The 18,178-nt window shown below is 49.9% G+C and carries 17 protein-coding genes and 1 tRNA gene; 12 read left to right on the top strand and 6 right to left on the bottom strand.

Annotated elements, in window-relative coordinates:
* The first annotated feature begins 28 nt into the window (after positions 1 to 28).
* Both ABGI61_RS07375 and ABGI61_RS07370 read left to right on the top strand, forming a co-directional pair.
* Complete coding sequence (locus ABGI61_RS07375) at positions 29 to 1,963, top strand: alpha/beta hydrolase family protein (protein WP_347599165.1); 1,935 nt, start codon at positions 29 to 31, stop codon at positions 1,961 to 1,963.
* A 584-nt stretch (positions 1,964 to 2,547) separates the two neighbouring features.
* Positions 2,548 to 3,051, top strand: coding sequence for a hypothetical protein (locus ABGI61_RS07370; RefSeq protein WP_347599163.1), 504 nt, complete (start codon positions 2,548 to 2,550; stop codon positions 3,049 to 3,051).
* Between the two features lie 79 nt (positions 3,052 to 3,130).
* Here the strand turns inward: ABGI61_RS07370 and ABGI61_RS07365 are convergent, their stop codons facing one another.
* From ABGI61_RS07365 to minC, 4 genes are read right to left on the bottom strand one after another with little or no spacing between them, the layout of a single operon-like run.
* Positions 3,131 to 3,562 carry a hypothetical protein gene (locus ABGI61_RS07365; protein ID WP_347599160.1) on the bottom strand — a complete coding sequence of 144 codons (432 nt, stop codon included), beginning with the start codon at positions 3,560 to 3,562 and terminating at the stop codon, positions 3,131 to 3,133.
* A gap of 38 nt (positions 3,563 to 3,600) precedes the next feature.
* Positions 3,601 to 3,861: a cell division topological specificity factor MinE gene (gene minE, locus ABGI61_RS07360; RefSeq protein WP_008218081.1), complete on the bottom strand. Its 261-nt coding sequence runs from the start codon at positions 3,859 to 3,861 to the stop codon at positions 3,601 to 3,603.
* A gap of 3 nt (positions 3,862 to 3,864) precedes the next feature.
* On the bottom strand, positions 3,865 to 4,674 hold the full coding sequence (minD, locus tag ABGI61_RS07355; protein WP_347599156.1) for a septum site-determining protein MinD: 810 nt from the start codon (positions 4,672 to 4,674) through the stop codon (positions 3,865 to 3,867).
* A gap of 10 nt (positions 4,675 to 4,684) precedes the next feature.
* Positions 4,685 to 5,401, bottom strand: a complete 717-nt coding sequence (minC, locus tag ABGI61_RS07350; protein WP_347599153.1) for a septum site-determining protein MinC — start codon at positions 5,399 to 5,401, stop codon at positions 4,685 to 4,687.
* Between the two features lie 175 nt (positions 5,402 to 5,576).
* On the opposite strand from minC, the gene ABGI61_RS07345 reads away from it, so the two are divergent.
* The 10 genes from ABGI61_RS07345 to ABGI61_RS07300 all read left to right on the top strand — a co-directional run bounded on the left by ABGI61_RS07345 (position 5,577) and on the right by ABGI61_RS07300 (position 16,066).
* Positions 5,577 to 5,846: a YcgL domain-containing protein gene (locus ABGI61_RS07345; RefSeq protein ID WP_347599150.1), complete on the top strand. Its 270-nt coding sequence runs from the start codon at positions 5,577 to 5,579 to the stop codon at positions 5,844 to 5,846.
* A gap of 22 nt (positions 5,847 to 5,868) precedes the next feature.
* The gene (locus ABGI61_RS07340; protein ID WP_347599147.1) at positions 5,869 to 6,912 is read left to right on the top strand and encodes a lytic murein transglycosylase; all 1,044 of its coding nucleotides are present in this window, start codon (positions 5,869 to 5,871) and stop codon (positions 6,910 to 6,912) included.
* Positions 6,909 to 7,574, top strand: coding sequence for a fumarylacetoacetate hydrolase family protein (locus tag ABGI61_RS07335; protein ID WP_347599144.1), 666 nt, complete (start codon positions 6,909 to 6,911; stop codon positions 7,572 to 7,574). Before ABGI61_RS07340 ends, ABGI61_RS07335 begins: the two co-directional genes overlap by 4 nt.
* Before the next feature lie 2 nt (positions 7,575 to 7,576).
* Positions 7,577 to 8,071 (top strand): YcgN family cysteine cluster protein, encoded by a 495-nt coding sequence (locus tag ABGI61_RS07330; protein ID WP_347599141.1) that lies wholly within the window; start codon positions 7,577 to 7,579, stop codon positions 8,069 to 8,071.
* A gap of 17 nt (positions 8,072 to 8,088) precedes the next feature.
* Positions 8,089 to 8,706, top strand: coding sequence for a mechanosensitive ion channel domain-containing protein (locus tag ABGI61_RS07325; RefSeq protein ID WP_347599138.1), 618 nt, complete (start codon positions 8,089 to 8,091; stop codon positions 8,704 to 8,706).
* Positions 8,707 to 8,783: 77 nt separating this feature from the next.
* On the top strand, positions 8,784 to 12,197 hold the full coding sequence (gene smc / locus ABGI61_RS07320; protein WP_347599135.1) for a chromosome segregation protein SMC: 3,414 nt from the start codon (positions 8,784 to 8,786) through the stop codon (positions 12,195 to 12,197).
* Between the two features lie 14 nt (positions 12,198 to 12,211).
* Positions 12,212 to 13,132, top strand: coding sequence for a cell division protein ZipA (gene zipA / locus ABGI61_RS07315; RefSeq protein ID WP_347599132.1), 921 nt, complete (start codon positions 12,212 to 12,214; stop codon positions 13,130 to 13,132).
* Between the two features lie 94 nt (positions 13,133 to 13,226).
* Positions 13,227 to 15,260: an NAD-dependent DNA ligase LigA gene (gene ligA / locus ABGI61_RS07310; RefSeq protein WP_347599129.1), complete on the top strand. Its 2,034-nt coding sequence runs from the start codon at positions 13,227 to 13,229 to the stop codon at positions 15,258 to 15,260.
* A complete protein-coding gene (locus ABGI61_RS07305) occupies positions 15,261 to 15,596 on the top strand; it encodes a DUF3392 family protein (protein WP_347599126.1) in 336 nt (111 codons plus the stop codon). It abuts the gene before it with no gap.
* Positions 15,593 to 16,066 carry a DUF2919 family protein gene (locus ABGI61_RS07300; RefSeq protein WP_347599123.1) on the top strand — a complete coding sequence of 158 codons (474 nt, stop codon included), beginning with the start codon at positions 15,593 to 15,595 and terminating at the stop codon, positions 16,064 to 16,066. The genes ABGI61_RS07305 and ABGI61_RS07300 overlap by 4 nt, the downstream gene beginning before the upstream one ends.
* On the opposite strand, the gene ABGI61_RS07295 is transcribed toward ABGI61_RS07300, so the two are convergent.
* Together ABGI61_RS07295 and ABGI61_RS07290 are read right to left on the bottom strand one after the other, a co-directional pair.
* Positions 16,063 to 17,685 carry a response regulator gene (locus ABGI61_RS07295; RefSeq protein ID WP_347599118.1) on the bottom strand — a complete coding sequence of 541 codons (1,623 nt, stop codon included), beginning with the start codon at positions 17,683 to 17,685 and terminating at the stop codon, positions 16,063 to 16,065. The two genes, ABGI61_RS07300 and ABGI61_RS07295, sit on opposite strands and share 4 nt — an antisense overlap.
* 243 nt (positions 17,686 to 17,928) lie before the next feature.
* A tRNA-Val gene (locus tag ABGI61_RS07290) sits at positions 17,929 to 18,004 on the bottom strand.
* Between the last annotated feature and the right edge of the window lie 174 nt (positions 18,005 to 18,178).

The following is an 18,178-nucleotide window of genomic DNA, read 5'->3' as shown; positions in this document are numbered from 1 at the left end:
GAAAATACTTATAACAGGAACGTTAACTTTGAACTCACTTTTTGTGCGGGCGTTATTAATTGGCGCCTTGTTAAGTAGCACTGTTTACGCTGGACAGTTGCCGGTCGAAGCTTTTGCCAGTGCACCCGCCATTGACATGCTTAAACTGTCTCCTGATGGCAATAAACTGTCGATGATCCAACGGCTGGAAACCGACAAAGAGCAGCTGGTGTTGCTAAAACTGGTTGATCTTGAAAGCGGCGAACAGAAGTTTTTGATGAAAGCCGATACCCGTGAACTGAATATTTTCTCGGTTGTATGGGCTAATAACCGCCAGCTGTTGGTTAAAGCGGCTTATGCATCACACCGCTATGGCACTCCGGTTACGGAAACAAGGCTGGTGGTGGTCGATGTTAACACCGGCAAAAACTATAATGCTGTAAGAGGTCAGTTACAACGCAAGTTAGTGCGCACGCCTCAGTTTCAATCCGAAATTGTTGCTTTAATGCCTGAAGATGAAGAGCATTTTTTGCTGGCGCTGGACGGGTTGAATTATGGCATGGGCACCAGTGTGGTGAAAATTAACCTGGCCGGTGAAATTGCTGAAGTCGTTGCGCATAGCCGGGAAAACCTGATTGATTGGGTGGCGGACCGCAGCCATACCCCACGCATCGCGGTATTTCGAGAAGACAAACAGTTTCAAATCAAGCAACGGCTGGCTGAAAGTAATGAGTTTCGGCTGCTGTGGCAGTTCGAAGTATTTTCCGAGCAGGCTATCTGGCCGATTGGTTTTGATACCGATCCGAATATGCTTTATGTTTCTGCCTACCATGATGGTCGCAAAGCTATTTTTAAAGTTGACCTGAGTAGTACCGACTTAGCGTTACAATTAGTCAAGGCTGATGCCAATTATGACGTGCCGGCTGACATCAGCTACTCCTGGCAAGATAACAAGATCATCGCTATTGCCGATGAGTATATTGACGAAAAGTATCGCGCCTTTCAGCGCGCTTTGGATAAGGCATTACCAGACGCTGAAAACAGCATAATCAGCATGAGCCAAGATCAAAACCGCTATATCGTGTTAAGCAGCAGCCAAACCAATGCCGGCATTTACTTGCTCGGCGATCGCAAAGCCAAAAGCCTGGAATACTTAACCGCCAAGTTTGCCCAGTTACCGCCTGAGCAGATGGTAGCTAAACAGACTATCAGCTATCAAGCCCGCGATGGCCTGACGATCGAGGGCTTTTTAACCACGCCGCTCGGGTACACGCAAGGCCCGCTGCCAACAATTATTTTCCCGCACGGCGGCCCTATTTCATTTGACGATGATGGTTTTGATTACTGGACGCAGTTTTTTGCCAATCGTGGTTACGCCGTGTTGCAAATGAACTTTCGCGGCTCATACGGTTATGGTTTCGATTTTATGCAAATGGGCTTACAGGGCTGGGGCGCACAAATGCAGGATGACGTCGAAGATGGCACCCGTTGGCTAATCAGTAAAGGTATTGCCGATGCTAAACGTATTTGTATTGTCGGTGCCAGTTATGGTGGCTATGCCGCGCTGATGGGCGCAATAAAAACGCCAGAGCTATACCAGTGTGCTGTAAGCTTTGCCGGAGTCAGCGATCTGGAAGCCTTAGTGAAAGCCCAACGTGGCTTTACCAACTATGAAATTGTAAAAAAACAAATAGGCGATGATTTTGACGTGTTAGAGCAGCGCTCGCCATTAACCTTTGCCCGCCAATTTAACCTGCCGGTGTTGTTAATTCATGGCACGGATGATCGTAGTGTGCGGGTCAATCAAAGTCGTGATCTGTACAAAGCGTTACGCAAGCATGATAAAGACGTGCAGTATATTGAACTCGAAGACGGCGATCATTACCTCAGCACCAACAGCCACCGGCTGGAAACATTTCAGGCGATGGATAGTTTTTTAAGGCAACATTTAACTGCACCAATACAACAAGCGGCAACTGAGTAGCAAGTTAATCGCTAAGACAAAGCCCGCATTTCGCAGGCTTTGTTTTTTGCAGTCTAAAATAAAAAACTTTGTTATTTATTAATGTTTTTGTTACTTTCCTGCCGCCAGTCCAAAACACGAAATTGGCTTGAAAAAAGTGTTCAGCAATAAATTGACATCGATAGCGATGGCGAACAAAAGCTGTTGCTTCCGCACTGTGAAGCGGATTGCAAGGGTATGGCTTTAGTTGGTAATAATGAGGCAGAACGAAAAACTTCACTAGTTGAAAATTCCAGAAAATGGAGGTCTTTTAATGATGATGAAAAATGTTCTTCTGCCGAGCAGTACTGTTGGTTGAACGCAGTCTATTTGCAGAAATATGGTACGTATAACTCAGTCCGATCTGGGCAGTTACTTGTGTTTGATGATATTCATGTAGTTCTAAGTCAAAGTAGCATGGTTAATATTATTTCTTGTAGACGTAAAGAAAGAATTTCACTTTCCATTGTGCCTAAGGCGCCGGAAGTGAATTATGGTTGGGAAGGCTCTGAAATATGTAGCTATCGGTATAACTATTAATTTTTTAGTTTTTTGTGGGTGTTGTTGTGATTTCATTGAATCTTAATCGCTGGATTTACTTGCTTTTTGCCGTAGCGCTTTTGTTAGTAGAGTTTCATTTCAACCTTGATTATTACACTGCAGATCCCGGTGAAGAACAATGTGATCAAGGTTATATAGTCAGAAATATGTCTCCTAGAAGCGGAAGTGTTAGGTTTAGACTAATTGACTATAATTTGGAGTTTGAATCTAATGCAATAAACAGAAATGTAGGTGAGAAATATAGTCTATTTGTTGATGGGGAGTTCAAGCCCAATCATGAGGTTAATCTTGTTTGCTACTTTACTCTGAGGGGTTTTATTTTCTTTGAAAAGAAGCATGTTTTTTACTTCGGTAATGACCGTTCTTTCGCTTTAAATGAAAAATTTTTAATTGATTCTGCGTCTGATGTCAACTCGTCAGTTATCCAAGATTTTTTGTTCTATTTATGTTTGTTTGTTTTGTTTTTTATTATGCTTTTTAAATTTATCTTAGTTAAGAAAATTGAATAATTTTTATGGCTGAATTTGACAGGGTTGGTTATTTTTAAATCTACAGGTTCAAAGTCAATGACCCGCTGATTCCATAGAGTCACCGCCTTAATCGGCCGGCACTAACGATGGCTGTGCCCATTACCATAAACAACAGAAACGGATAAACCGCCTCTAAGATTTTTTCAGCAGTGTAAGTAGAAGCCCGGTACATCAGAATGACAGTTAGCAAGGCGAGGGTGCCGAAAACAATCGCTATGAGTCCAGCTAACCGTTGCACCCATTTGTGCAGCCGCATTATGTTAAAGTGTTGGAACCGGCGCAAGCCCCAATTGCTGTATTGCCAGTAGCTAAACAGTACAGATAAAAATGCGCCAACAAGGTAGCCAAATGGTGTTGCTAAAGTAAAAGAAGCCAGTTTGGTCGACACCGCCGTGGCCAGTATCACCACGACTAAAATGCCAACACTATAGAGCGTTGAAAATATGAATTGAGGCATAGAGTTGAATTTAAGGTCGTTATCTGGGGCCAAGAATAACAAACCCGCTGCAGCGGGTTTGTTGGCTTAGCTTAACGCTTATCATCCGGGAAGGTGACGTTAAGCTCGAGTACCGAGAGCTCATCGTCGCGCTTTTCCAGCGAGACCGCAATTTGCTCGGGTGAAATGTCCACGTACTTGCGGATCACTTCTAAAATATCGCGCTCTAACTGCGGCAGGTAATCTGGGCTGTTGCGCTTTCTGCGCTCGTGCGCCACGATGATCTGCAACCGCTCTTTAGCGGTGCTGGCCGTGTTTTTCTTACTTGAGCGAAAATAATCCAGTAACGACATGCGTTAACCTCCAAAAATCCGTTTTAACAGGCCTTTTTTCTCCACAGTTAAAAAGCGGAAAGGCACCTTCTCGCCCAGCAGGCGGTCTACCGTGTCCAGGTAGGCTTGCCCAGCGTCGCTGTCTTTATCCAGAATCACCGGCTGGCCTGAGTTAGAGGCGTTGAGTACGGCTTGTGACTCAGGAATTACACCAATTAAATCGATAGACAGAATTTCTTTTACATCTTCTACGCTTAACATCTCGCCTTTTTCGACCCGCTCCGGGTTATAGCGGGTCAGTAGCAGGTGTTCTTTAATCGAATCCATACCTTGTTCGGCGCGGCGTGACTTGCTGGATAACATGCCCAGAATACGGTCTGAGTCGCGTACCGATGACACTTCCGGGTTAGTTACCACCACAGCTTCATCAGCAAAATACAGGGCCATCATGGCGCCGCTTTCAATACCAGCGGGTGAGTCACAGATAATAAAATCGAAATCTTTGCTCAGCTCGTTCAGTACGCGTTCTACGCCGTCTTTGGTCAGGGCGTCTTTGTCGCGGGTTTGTGACGCAGGCAGAATAAACAGGTTGTCGATGCGCTTATCTTTGATCAGCGTTTGCTTTAAGTTGGCTTCGCCGTTTATCACATTAACAAAGTCATATACCACCCGGCGCTCGCAGCCCATAATTAAATCCAGGTTACGCAGGCCAATGTCGAAGTCGATAATCACCGTTTTGTGGCCTTTTAATGCCAGGCCGGTGCCAATGGCGGCGCTGGAGGTGGTTTTGCCTACGCCGCCTTTACCTGAGGTGACAACAATAATTTTTGCCATCAAAAATTCCTTATACTAAATCCGCTAACACCAATTGATCGTCCTGCAACCTGACACTGGCAGGTTTGCCCCAAAAATTGCCCTGTAGGCTCTCACTTAGCCAGTAATTACCAGCTATTGATACCAGTTCGGCCTGCAGGTTGTAACAAAAAATCCGTTTGCTGCTATCGCCCGCTGCGCCGGCGATGGCTTTGCCTCTTAAGGTACCATAAATGTGAATGTTGCCATCGGCAATCACTTCAGCACCGGCACCTACGGTGCCTTTAATCACTAAGTCGGCGCCTTTGGCATAAATTTGCTGGCCTGAGCGTACCGTTTGTTCAACAATTTTGCTGTCCATCGGCACCGGCACATTATTAGTCACGACCGAGGTTTGTCGTGAAGGCGCTGCTGCCGGCTCAGCGTTTTGGCTGGTTTTAGCGGTTTTCCCCAGTTGTAATACCGCCAGGCCTGCCTGCTGCGCCAGTTGTTTGTGTTCGCTGCTGGCGCCACACACGCCCACCAACACCAGGTTAAGCTGGGTAAATAACTGCTTAATGGCGCTAAAATCCGGTGTTTGCTGGCTGTCGCTCATATTAAGCACGATCGGCGCTTGATAAAAAAACGCCGGAGCTTGCGCCAGCTTGTGTTCAAGTTGTGATTTAAGTACCGCAAGGCTGAGGTCGGTGCACGACAGCACCGATAAAGGAAATAAACTGCCTTTTAATTCCAGAGACTGATCTGACATAAGGGTAAGGTGCGCACTGTTATGGTTTGTTACAGCCTGGCTGCCATCAGGCGCCGGCGCTGCGATTTATTTGCGTTGCTACCTTGTTGACGGTACGCAACACCTGGCGGTCATGTTATAGTTTAGCCCTTAGTTAAGCAAGGTTGGGGCGTGGTTTTCTTCGATGTTATGTGCCGTGTATAAAAGTCTGAAAAAAGACAGTACCTATTTGTTTATTGAACGCCGGGATGATTTTTCTGCCGTGCCTGAGCCGCTGCTGGCCGCCTTTGGCACACCTGTGCTGGTTACCCTGATAAATTTAGCCAACCGGGAACATCTGGCGCAAGCCGACATCAATAAGGTGCGGCAGCAGTTAACTGCTCAGGGGTATTACCTGCAACTGCCACCGCCAGAAGAGAACCTGCTTGCACAGCATAAAGCCAGCCAGCAGGGGCTGTCGTCTTAATAATTTACAGGCCTTTTTAATTATGATTAGAGCAATATTTCGCGCCACCTGTAGTCGTCTGTTTCTTAGTGTCAGCTTATGTGCTGTTAGCCCTTATGCGATGGCCGAGCAAGCTAAGCCTGCCTTTGCTGATTACATCGCTGCGTTAAAACAAGAGGCGCAAAGCAAAGGCTATAACGCCGAGCTGCTTGATACGGTGTTTAGCTCACTTGAATACCATGAGCGGGTGGTGTCGGCCGATAAAAGCCAGCCCGAGTTTGTTGAAACCTTAAATACGTATCTGCCAAAACGCGTTAGCGAAACACGGATAAAAATGGCGCGTGAGCGTTATCAGCAGCACTTGCCGGAGCTGGCTAAAATTGGCCAGAAATACGGTGTGCAGCCGCGCTTTATTGTTGCGCTGTGGGGGCTGGAAAGTAGCTTTGGCCGCTTTATGGGGACTTATTCTGTACCCTCTGCCTTAGTGACACTGGCGTATGATGGCCGGCGCGAAAGCTTTTTTAAACAAGAGTTTTTTCATGCGCTGGACATACTGGCGCAAGGCCATATTAGCCTGGATGACATGAAAGGCTCCTGGGCCGGCGCTATGGGGCAAAGCCAGTTTATGCCCAGCTCTTTTATGGCCTATGCACAAGACGGTGATGGCGACGGTAAAAAAGATATCTGGACCAATCAGTTGGATGTGTTCGCCTCTATTGCCAATTATTTAAAACAGCAGGGCTGGGATAACAGCAAAACCTGGGGCCGTGAAGTTAAGCTGCCGCCGGGTTTTGATGCCAGCCACGCTATTGCCCGCGGCAGCTTACAGCGCAGTGAATGGCTGGGCCGCTGGGCGCAGTCTGAGCGCAGCTTAGCGCAGTGGAATAAACTGGGCGTACAACGGCTGAATAATACTGCCTTACCGGCACGGGATATTAATGCCGCCCTGGTACTGCCCGACGGCGAAGGCGGACGGGCCTTTTTAGCCTATGATAACTACAAGGTGCTGATGCACTGGAACCGGTCTTATTATTTTGTCACCAGCGTGGGCTATTTAGCCGACCTTATTGTAGCAGAGCAGTCATGACGCCTTATCAGCACCTCGCACAAGATGGCAGTACTATCGCTTTTCCGGTTGGCAAAGTGGTGTGTATTGGCCAGAACTATCAGGACCACATCGCCGAGATGCAAAGCAAAACGGCGCCGCAGGCTCTGTTTTTTATTAAGCCATCTACCGCTTTGTGTTCGCTGACGCCCGGCTTTAGCATTCCGGCGCAGCAAGGTGAGGTGCATAACGAAACTGAGCTGGCGGTACTCATTGGCAAGCCGCTAAAGCAAGCTGATTATTCTCAGGTGCATGACGCCATTTGGGGTTACAGCCTGGCGCTGGATCTCACTTTGCGCGATGTGCAGGCCGAACTGAAAAAACTCGGCCGGCCGTGGGAGATTGCCAAAGGCTTTGATGGCGCCTGTCCGGTGGGGCCTTTTATCAGCAAAGAGCAAGTGCAGCATCCGCAGCAACTGGAGTTTCGCTTAACAGTGAATGGTCAGCTGCGCCAGGATGGTAATACCGCCAATATGATCCGCGGTATTCACCAGCTGATCAGTGAAATGAGTCAGCATTTTACCCTGTTGCCAGGCGATGTGGTGCTAACCGGTACACCAGCCGGTGTGGGCCCGCTGCACAGCGGTGATGCGCTGGAGTTACAACTGGCGGACCAGCTTCGCCTCAGCACTAAGGTAAATTAGTTATGGCGCTAACCGAGCGGTTCTGGGAGCACAAAAGCCTGGATCAGATGAACAGGGAAGAGTGGGAGGCGCTCTGCGACGGCTGCGCCAAATGCTGCCTGAACAAGTTTATTGACGACGATGAAGAAGAAGGCCCGACGGCGGTGCTGCATAACGACGAGCAAGTGCACTACACCAATATCGCCTGTCGTTATTTGAACAGCCATAAGTGTGAATGCACGCAGTACAGCCAGCGCACTGTGTTAGTGCCTGATTGTATTGCGCTAACCAAAGACAACTTAAAAGACATCTTTTTTATGCCCACCAGCTGCGCATACCGCCGGTTGCATGAGGGCCGTGGCTTGCCACATTGGCACCCGCTATTAAATGACGGCAAAAAAAGCCTGATGCACAAAAAACAAATGTCGGTACGCAATAAAACCATCTCAGAGTTAGACGTAAATATGGATGACTTTGAAGACTTTATTGTGCGCTGGCCGTTAAATGATCTGGATTAATTTGTAGGAACACCATCTTGTCCTGGTTCGATTATAGCCAACAACTGCTTACGCATTTAAGCCCGGTGGCGGTGCAGCTGATTATCAGCGTCTGCGCGGTGCTGCTGTATTTTATTATCAGCCGTCGGGTGATGCCGCTGCTGTATCAGGTTATTGCCCACAGCCGGTTAAAAGCCGAAATGAACAAACGCGCAGCGGCGGTGTTTCATATTTTACTGGTGCTGCTACTTATTGTGGTGCTAAGCATTGTCTGGGGCGTGGATATCCGCGGCCTGTTGGTGCTGGCATCGTCAATGATAGCTGTGGTCGGTGTTGCCTTGTTTGCGGCCTGGAGCTTGCTGAGTAACATTACTGCCTTTTTTATTCTGCTGGGGCAAAAAGCCTTTGCCGAGGGCATGGAAGTGCGGGTGATAGACGGCGGTAATTATCTTGAGGGGCGCATTGTGGAAATAAACCTGTTTAGTACCGTGCTGCGCACCAAAGATAACGAGCAGGTGGTGTACCCGAACAACCTGCTTATTTCGCGCCCGGTGGTGGTGTTTCCAAAGAAAAGTAGACAGATCAGAAAAAACAGCGTTACCGAGAAAGCGCTGCGCTGGCGCAGTAAAACCGGTATCAGTGCCAAGGTGGACTGATTTTTCCGTGACAGCCTTTTAGCCTGCTGCTACATTGCGCACAACGCCATGATAACTATAAGAACTGTATTGCTTAAATGCGCTTAAAACAGATCAAACTGTCGGGCTTTAAATCTTTTGTCGACAGTACCAGCGTACCTTTTCCACAGCAAATGACGGCAGTGGTGGGCCCCAATGGCTGCGGTAAATCTAATGTGATTGATGCAGTACGCTGGGTGCTGGGTGAAAGCTCGGCAAAAAACCTGCGTGGCGATGCGATGACCGACGTTATTTTTAACGGCTCGGCGCAGCGCAAGCCGGTATCGCAAGCCTCGGTTGAGCTTGTGTTTGAAAACACCGAGGGCCGTTTGGCCGGCGGTTTGGCCGATCGCAGTGAAATTTCGATTAAACGTATCGTCACCCGTGACGCCCAGTCATTATATTTTTTAAATGGCAGTAAATGCCGCCGTCGTGACATCACCGATATTTTCCTCGGTACCGGCCTTGGTCCGCGCAGCTATGCCATTATTGAGCAGGGCATGATTTCGCGCCTGATAGAGTCTAAGCCGCAGGAGCTTAGGGTTTTTATCGAAGAAGCGGCCGGTATTTCCAAATATAAAGAGCGGCGGCGTGAAACAGAAAACCGCATTAAGCACACGCGTGAAAACCTAGACCGATTGGCCGACGTGCGCGAAGAGTTGGGTAAAAACATTGATAAACTTAAACGTCAGGCCAGCGCGGCGCAGCGTTATAAAGAATTAAAAGCCCAGGAGCGCAAACTTAAAGCCGAAGTTACTGCCATTAAATGGCTGCAGTTTAACAGCCGCTACACTGAGCTGGAGCAGCAGCTGAGCAAACAACAGACTGAGCTGGAAAAATACCAATCGCAGGAGCTGGGCGATCAGCGGGTGTTGTTAGAGCTTAAGCAGCAGGCTCAGGAGACCCGCGCGCAGTTAGAGCAAGCGCAAAGCCGGTTTTATCAGCTAGGCGCCACCATCAGCCGGTTGGAGCAACAAATACTGCATCAACGGCAACAGCAGCACACACTGAGCGCGCAATTGGCACAGGCAGAGCAAAGCTTGAGTCAGGCGCAGGACTATATTGCTGCCGAGCAGGCGCAGCAGCAAGAGCTTGAGCAACAGCTGGCCGAAGATGAGCCAAGGCTTGAGATTATGCAGCAGCAGGTTGATGAGCTGGCCTTTACCTTACAGCAACTGGAAGACGAGCAGCAGCAACAGCAGCAGGCACTGATGCAGTGGCAACAGCAGCAGTTCCGCCTGCAGCAGCAACAACAGCAATATCAGTTGCAGTTGCAGCATGAGCAGCAGCAAGACGTGCAGCAGCAGGCCGCGTTTGTGCAGTTACAGCAGGAAGTCGACCAGCTGGCGCTTCAGCCGCTGGGGCAAAAGCTGCAGCATTTAACGGCCGAATTAGCACAGTGCAGTGCTAAGGTAGATACGCAGCAGCAATTCTTGGCAGAGCTGCAGCAGCAACTGACAGCGCAAGAGCAGCAGACAAAGGCAGCATTGAGCCAATCGCAGCAGGCCAGTACCGAGCTGCAATTACTTGAGCGCGAGCAGACGCAGTTAGCGCGGCAGCAACAGCAGCAAGCCACCGAGCAGCAACAATTATTACACCAATTACGGGTTAAGCCGGGCTGGGCAACCAGTGTTGCCCTGGTGCTGGGCCAGTTGCAGCATGCCAGCGTGAATAGCACCCTAAGTAATACCGCGACCAGCGAAGTATTTGCCAGGCCGCAGCCGCGTCAGCCTGGTAGCCTGGCGGAGCAAATTGCAGATGGGCTTTATCCGGATTATTTTAATCAGATTTTATGTGCGCAAAGCGTGGCGGATGCGCGTGAGCGATGCAGCAACCTGAGTGTCGGCCAATCGGTTATTACCCCTGACGGCTACTGGCTTGGTAGCAACTGGGCGGTGCTGGCAGGTAGTAGCAGCGCCGACAGCTATTTACTGCGCGCTGAACGCTTACAGGCATTGGCAACCGAGCTTGAAAGCGCCCGCCAACATCTGGCAGAACTTGATAGCGTCTGTCAGACGCAGCAACAGCAACTTGAGGCATTGCAACAGCAACAACGCGAGCAGCAAGCGGTTTTACAGCAGCTGCAGCAGCAACAGCAGCAGGCTCAAACGGCTAAGCTGTTGTCAGAGCAAGAGCTGCAGCAGGCGCAAAAACTGCTGCAAAAATTACAGGCCGAGCTTGATGAAAAAGCCCTACAGCAAGCGCAGCGCCAGGAGCGTATCGAGCAGTTGCAACTAGCCTTAGAGCAAAGTGTTGAGCAGCTACTTAACCATGAAGCGACACAGCAGGATTTAACCAGCTATAACAGCGCCGCGCAGCAGCAGTTACAGCAGGTTAAACAGCGTTTCGAGCAGCAGCGAAGCAGCCAGCAGCATTTAATTATGCAGCATAAAATGGCGCAGCAGCAGCTGCAAACGCTGAGTCAAAACCTTAGCCGCAGCCGTCAGCAACAGCAGCAGTTGCAAGAGCAGGTCAGCCAGTTACAAAGCAAGCTGCAGCAAGATGACGAGCCCGAGCTGCTATTGCAAGAGCAGTTGCAGGACAGTTTATTACAACGCGAAGAGGCTGAGCAGGCGTTAATTAGCCAGCAAGACCTGCTGGCTAATCTGGAGCAGCAGATCCGTCAGTTAGAGCAAGGCCAACAGGGTATTATGCAGCTGCTGAACAAAAAGCGTAATGAGTTGTCAGAGCTGCGATTAGATGCTGAAGGGTACCGAGTGCGTGCGAACAATATGCTGGAGCTGCTGCGTGAACAGCAAGCCAGCATGAAAGAGTTACTTGAGAGCTTGCCGGCCGATGCCGACGAGACAATATGGCAGCAGCAACTGGATAAAACCACCGAGGCTATAGCCCGGCTTGGGCCGATTAACCTGGCGGCGATTGAAGAATACGAGCAGCAAGCTGAGCGCAAGCTGTACTTAGACGCACAGAATGATGATTTAATGGCGGCGATGGACACTCTGGAAACCGCCATTCGTAAAATTGATAAAGAAACCCGGCAGAAATTTAAAGACACCTTTGAGCAGGTAAACGATGGCTTAAAAACCCTGTTTCCGAAAGTGTTTGGTGGCGGTAGTGCTTATTTGGATCTGACTGAGGATGATTTGCTGGAAACCGGCGTCACCATCATGGCCAGACCGCCGGGCAAAAAAAACAGCACAATACATTTATTATCGGGTGGTGAAAAAGCGCTGACGGCCTTATCATTGGTGTTTTCGATATTCCGCTTGAATCCAGCGCCGTTTTGTATGTTGGATGAAGTGGATGCACCGCTGGATGATGCTAACGTCGGGCGTTTTTGTAATCTGGTACGGGAAATGTCAGAAACGGTGCAATTTATATATATCAGTCATAATAAGATAGCCATGGAAATGGCCGCACAGCTGATGGGTGTGACCATGCAGGAACCGGGTGTGTCACGGGTCGTCGCTGTCGATGTAGACGATGCTGTTAAAATGGCAGCAGCCTCTTAATTTAGGGTAGCCTTATGGTAGATGAATTACGTTTGGTATTAATTATTTTAGGTGCACTGGTGTTAGGTGGCCTGTTGTTGCATGGCCTGTGGACAGTGCGTAAAAATGCCGGGCAGCCGCGCCACCGTTACCTGGACGACACTAACGATAGCACAGAAGAAAAAGCCGAGGGCTTTGACGAGCTGGGTGTTGGGCCGGTGCGGGTGGTTAAAAAGGCCGGTAGCGACAGCAGCACGGCTGAGAAACCTGCCTCGCCACTGCAGCCGAAGAAGCCACAGTTTAAATACAATACTCAGGCAAAGCCTGCTGTAAGCCCCAAGCCTGTTGCCGAAGTACAAAACGAGCTGCCGTTTGACGAGCCAAAAGAGCCGCAGTTGAATTTTAGTGCCTTAAGCGATGATGAGCTGCAGCAAGATGCTTTTGCTGAACCCTCTGCAGAGCCCGTAGCAGAGTCTTCAGCACATGACAGCTATGAAACAGACAACGAAGCCGCAACGACGCCTGAGCCTACAGAAGTACTGATCCTGTACGTGCTGCTGGCTGAAAACAAAGAAATGAAAGGGCCGGAGCTGTTATCAGCGCTACTCACATTGGGCTTTAAGTATGGTGATATGGATATTTTCCACCGCCACCAGGACAGTGCCGGCTCAGGCGCGGTGCTGTTTAGCCTGGCCAATATGTTTAACCCCGGCACCTTTGATCTGGAAAACATCGACAAGCTAAGCACCCGAGGTGTCAGCCTGTTTATGACGCTGCCAGGGCCGGGTGAGCCGCTGCAAAACTTTAACTTAATGCACAATGCGGCGAAAAAGCTGGCAGAAGAGTTTGGTGGTCAGGTATTGGATGGCCAACGTAGTGTATTAACAGTGCAAACCGTGCGCCATTACGTGGATAAGATCCGCGAGTTTCAGCGCCAGCAGCTGATCCACGGTTAACGGCGAAATTCTCGGCAGACACAACGGCAGGCAGTAGTCCTGCCGTTTTTGTTATGGCAAACTCAGGCGTTATTTTGCTACAGGCTTAGGTGCTATGGATCAGGTTTTAATGCAACAAGTGCAGCAGCTGCGTCAGCAGTTGGAAGATTACAGTTATCAGTATTATGTGCTGGATAACCCCACAGTACCCGACGCCGAGTACGACCGGCTTTATCGCGAATTACAACAGCTTGAACAGTTGCACCCTGAACTGATAAGCCCGGACTCGCCGACGCAGCGGGTAGGGGCAGCGCCGCTGACAAAATTTGGCCAGGTAAGCCACAGCATACCTATGCTGTCACTGGATAACGCTTTTGATGATGCCGAGTTTGCCGCTTTTTGCAAACGTATGGCCGACCGGCTCGATAGTAGCCAGCAGTTCAGTTTTTGCTGTGAACCTAAATTAGATGGCCTGGCGGTCAGTATCCGCTATGAAAATGGTGTGCTGGTGCAGGCCGCCACCCGTGGCGATGGTTATACCGGTGAAGACATAACCAGCAATATTAAAACCATTCGCGCCGTGCCGTTAAAATTAAAAGGTGATGCGCTGCCTGTGGTACTTGAAGTGCGCGGTGAGGTATTTATGCCGCTGGCCGGTTTTAATGCCATGAACGACAAAGCGCGGGCCGCCGGTGAAAAAGTGTTTGCCAACCCGCGTAATGCCGCGGCCGGCAGCTTGCGTCAGCTGGATCCGAAAATTACTGCCCAGCGCCCGCTGATGTTTTATGCCTATGCAGTGGGCGCAGTTGAAGACCCTGCCAACTTACTGGATAGCCGTAGCCATTATCAGCGGCTAATGCAGTTAAAAACCTGGGGGCTGCCGGTATGTCCGGAAATTCGTTTGGTGGAAGGTGTACAGGCAGCACTGGATTACTATCAGGACATTCTTAAACGCCGTAGCCAACTGGCCTATGAAATTGACGGTGTGGTGATAAAGGTGTCGGATTTAGCCCAGCAGCAGGCATTGGGCTTTGTCGCGCGGGCGCCGCGTTGGGCGATCGCCTTTAAATTTCCGGCGCAGGAAATGTTAACTACCCTGTTAGATGTCGAGTTTCAGGTGGGCCGTACCGGTGCTATTACGCCGGTTGCAAGGCTTGAGCCGGTGGTCGTGGGCGGGGTAACGGTGAGTAACGCCACCTTGCATAACCAGGATGAGATAGACCGGCTGGGCATTAAAATAGGTGACAGCGTTATCGTGCGCCGCGCCGGTGATGTGATCCCGCAGATTGTCTCAGTGGTAGTAGAGCCGCGCCCAGATAGCGCGCGTGATATTGTGTTTCCGTCACAGTGCCCGGTGTGTGGCTCGGCGGTTGAGCGGGTAACAGGTGAGGCCGTGGCCCGTTGTAGCGGGGGCTTGTTCTGCGCTGCCCAGCTAAAAGAGTCGATAAAACACTTTGTTTCGCGCAAAGCCATGGATATAGAAGGCCTTGGCGACAAGCTGGTAGAGCAGCTGGTTGAGCAGCAACTGGTAAAAAATCCGGCTGACATTTATCAGCTGGATATGGCGGCATTGGTGGGGCTGGAGCGCATGGCAGAGAAGTCAGCACTAAAGCTTCTTAACGCTATTGTACAGTCAAAAAACACCACATTGGCACGCTTTATTTATGCGCTCGGTATTCGTGAAGTGGGCGAGGCTACCGCGCTCAACCTGGCTAATCATTTTGCGTCATTAGAGGCATTACAGCTGGCAACACTGGAGCAACTGTTGGACGTTGCCGACGTTGGCGCTGTGGTGGCAGAGCATGTTAGCGGCTTTTTTGCCGAAGCGCATAATCAAGATGTGATCAGCGCGCTGCTGGGCGCCGGTATTCACTGGCCTGACATTGTAAAACAAGCGGAGACGGAGCAGCCACTGGCCGGGCAAACACTGGTGCTTACCGGCACCTTAACCAGCATGGGGCGCGATGAGGCTAAAGCCGGCCTACAGCGGCTGGGCGCCAAAGTGTCTGGCTCAGTGTCAGCGAAAACCCATGCGGTGATTGCCGGAGATAATGCCGGCTCTAAGCTGGCTAAAGCCACTGAGCTTAATGTGCCGGTGTGGAGTGAGCAGCACATGCTGGATCTGTTTACGCAGTATGGAGTGCGCTAAATGCCAGATTTTCTTTATCAGCTGTTATTGGACTGGGGCGCGTTGTTTCGCCCTTATGTGCGTGATATTGCGCTGGCGCTGGTCGCTACAGCGTTGGTGGTGTTTGGCGATAACATTAACGCCTTTGTACGCCGCCAGACGCTGACGCTGCATTTTTTCTGGCGCACGCTGATATTTATCCTGCTGTGTGCTTTTGGTTATGGTGCATTAACCATTTTCTTAACGCCGCTGGTCGCGGCACAGCTGGCAAAGCTAACCAACCTGTGGCTGCCCTGGATCACGCTGGCTATTTTTATTGCTCTTGCACTTTTGGCACAGCGTAAGCGCCAGTTATGAGCCGTCCGCCATTGTGGCCGGTGCTGGATGACTACGGCCTGCACAAGGTACCGCTGCGTTTGTACTGGTTATTGCTGTTATTGCTAAGACCTTATATTTGTTGGGTGTTAGTGCTGACGATGCCACAGGGCAAGCAGGATCTGCTGGCGTTGTTTTATCCAAAACAGGCTGATTTTATTCTGGCCTGTTTGGTGGCTGCACCGCTCTTGCTGCTCCTGGCAGCGCTTAGCCAGCGCAAACCCAAGGGCTACCAACCCTGGCGTTATATCTGGCGTCTTGCGCTGCCGCTGTTGTTTTTGGTTACTGCAGCTGATTTAGTCATCACACTTAGCCACCTGCCGCCCGATGTGATGCTGGATGCGCCCTGGCGAATTATTACGCCCTTATTGTTACTGGTAAGTTTGCTGTGGTTGCTACGCTCGCGCACCTTACGCCAGGTGTTTGCTGAATGGCCTGACAGTAACCCTTAAGCTAGCTTAGTTAGGTACTTTTGCTTTAGCTGCTGGTAGCGTTGTAGTTGTTCTGTTTTTAGTTTGCTGTTCTCAATCAGCTGTCGGCATTTGTCTAACAGCTGTTGCTGCTGCGCTGCCGGACACAGTGGCCTGGGTGAGGTGAGCAGCGTTTGCCACAGGTTAAGCGCTATACCGGCATTTTTTGGCATGACTTGCCATGCCAGCATAAAAGCAGAGAAAGCTTCCTGCCAGTTACCATGCTGGTATAGATGTACGGCGTTGTTATTTAACTCACGTGGCCCATGCACCATCGCTGCGCGTTCTTGCTGCTCCTGTTGTAAGTATTGCGCCAGCATCGGCTCGGGGTGTTGGGCAGCGCAATAGCTGCTGATCCGGCTAAACAGGGTTTTTGACGCCTCGGTTAGCCCCACTTCGTGTAGCGCTTTGGCTTTATCCAGCGCATCTTCTAAAGAGTGAATATCGTCATCACCGCTAAGTTCGGCCAGCAACTGCCGGGCCTTTTCCCGTTGATCCTGTAAATACAATAATCTGGCCTGTAGTACCTGCAGTGCCTGCTCTGACACCGATGGCGAGAATTGGCGCTGGGCAGTATTAAGTGACAAGGTTGCCTGACGGTTTAAGCGGATCTGCTGCTCGTTATCTTCGCTACTTAGCGCAAAGTCGATACTGGCACGGGCCAGGTTCAGGTAGAGATCGCTTTGCTCATAAATAGAGTGGCGGGCAAATTTCACCATGTCACGGGCTGCACGGTACTGGGTTTCGTAATCGTGGTTTAACCGCGATAGCTGCAGCAGCTTTTGTTGCCGCAGCAAATTGCGTGGCGCTATGTTGGCCGCGGTTAGAATGTGCTGCTGAGCCTGTTGATAATGCTGCTGACGAAATTCCAGATCAGTTAAGCAGTCCAGCGCAAATAAGCGCGTTTCGCTGCGCGCTAACATCTGCTCCAGTTCACTAAAGGCGTCCTGCTCTTGCTGCAGCGCCAGTAAACAACGTACCTTACCAATCCGCGCCCAGCCAAATGGCTGAATATGCAGCATAGCGCGAAAGAAGGTCAGGCTGGCGTTGTAGTCTTGTTGCTGCAGCAAAATATCGCCTTTTACCTTCAGTAGCATTGGATAAAGCTTATGTAGCTCTGGCTGTGCCAGTTGTTGATCCAGCAGTTGTAGCGCTTTGTCGTAATGTTGTAGTTCCAGTAAGTCGTAAACTGGCCTTAAGTGTTGTTTGCGGCTAAGCACCCGTTCAATACGTTGTTGTAAATCACGGATCACGAACGGCTTGGCTAAAAATTCATCCGGTTGTAGCTCCAAGACACTGTGCACCAAAGCTGGGTCGGTATCGGCGCTGATAAAAATTAACCCGCAGCTGAGCTTTTGCAGGCCGGTACTTTTAAGCTCGGCAAATAACTGATAACCGTCTTTACCCTGCGGCAGGTTATAGGCACAGATGATTAAGTCAAAATAGTTTTGTTTACACAGGTTTAATGCGGTCTGAGCACGGTCAGCATAGCTGATATTCTGATAATTTAGCTGCTCCAGCGCATAGCGCAAATAGCTTTGGCTCAGGCTTTGATCATCAATAATTAGAATACGTTCATCACGTTTAACAGCGGGATCCATAATAGCAAAGCAAACCGGCAAGCAAAGTCTGGTTTTACTATAGCAACTTTATCGCAACAAGTAAGGGGGAAAGAGATTTGGTGGATTGTACTAGGTTAGCGCCAATGACAACCGTCTCGTCGTAAAGAGTGGGCGATGCTTTCTTATGGTAATCAGGGATATGGTGGATTGTACTGGGTTGAAGCAGTGGCAACCGAGTCGTAGCAAAGAGTGGGCGGTGCTTTTATTTGATAATCAGAGAAGTGGTGGATTGTACTGGGTTCGAACCAGTGACCCCCGCCTTGTAAGGGCGGTGCTCTCCCAGCTGAGCTAACAATCCATGGGAATATCAAGTTTTTAGTGGATTGCACTAAGTTTGAACCAGTTACAACCGTTTTGTCATGAAGAGCGGGCTGTGCTTCTCATGATTAACCCCAATTGGTGGATTGTACTGGGTTCGAACCAGTGACCCCCGCCTTGTAAGGGCGGTGCTCTCCCAGCTGAGCTAACAATC

Source organism: Rheinheimera fenheensis, from assembly GCF_039871805.1.
Classification (GTDB): Bacteria; Pseudomonadota; Gammaproteobacteria; order Enterobacterales; family Alteromonadaceae; genus Alishewanella; species Alishewanella fenheensis.
This window is presented reverse-complemented; position numbering and strand designations above follow the sequence as displayed.

Coding starts and splice junctions, on each gene's coding strand:
- minD (WP_347599156.1), bottom strand. CDS start 4,674: ATGGCAAAAATTATTGTTGTCACCTCAGGTAAAGGCGGCGTAGGCAAA.
- ABGI61_RS07340 (WP_347599147.1), top strand. CDS start 5,869: ATGATTAGAGCAATATTTCGCGCCACCTGTAGTCGTCTGTTTCTTAGT.
- ABGI61_RS07295 (WP_347599118.1), bottom strand. CDS start 17,685: ATGGATCCCGCTGTTAAACGTGATGAACGTATTCTAATTATTGATGAT.
- ABGI61_RS07335 (WP_347599144.1), top strand. CDS start 6,909: ATGACGCCTTATCAGCACCTCGCACAAGATGGCAGTACTATCGCTTTT.
- minC (WP_347599153.1), bottom strand. CDS start 5,401: ATGTCAGATCAGTCTCTGGAATTAAAAGGCAGTTTATTTCCTTTATCG.
- zipA (WP_347599132.1), top strand. CDS start 12,212: ATGGTAGATGAATTACGTTTGGTATTAATTATTTTAGGTGCACTGGTG.
- ABGI61_RS07300 (WP_347599123.1), top strand. CDS start 15,593: ATGAGCCGTCCGCCATTGTGGCCGGTGCTGGATGACTACGGCCTGCAC.
- ABGI61_RS07330 (WP_347599141.1), top strand. CDS start 7,577: ATGGCGCTAACCGAGCGGTTCTGGGAGCACAAAAGCCTGGATCAGATG.
- minE (WP_008218081.1), bottom strand. CDS start 3,861: ATGTCGTTACTGGATTATTTTCGCTCAAGTAAGAAAAACACGGCCAGC.
- ligA (WP_347599129.1), top strand. CDS start 13,227: ATGGATCAGGTTTTAATGCAACAAGTGCAGCAGCTGCGTCAGCAGTTG.
- smc (WP_347599135.1), top strand. CDS start 8,784: ATGCGCTTAAAACAGATCAAACTGTCGGGCTTTAAATCTTTTGTCGAC.
- ABGI61_RS07305 (WP_347599126.1), top strand. CDS start 15,261: ATGCCAGATTTTCTTTATCAGCTGTTATTGGACTGGGGCGCGTTGTTT.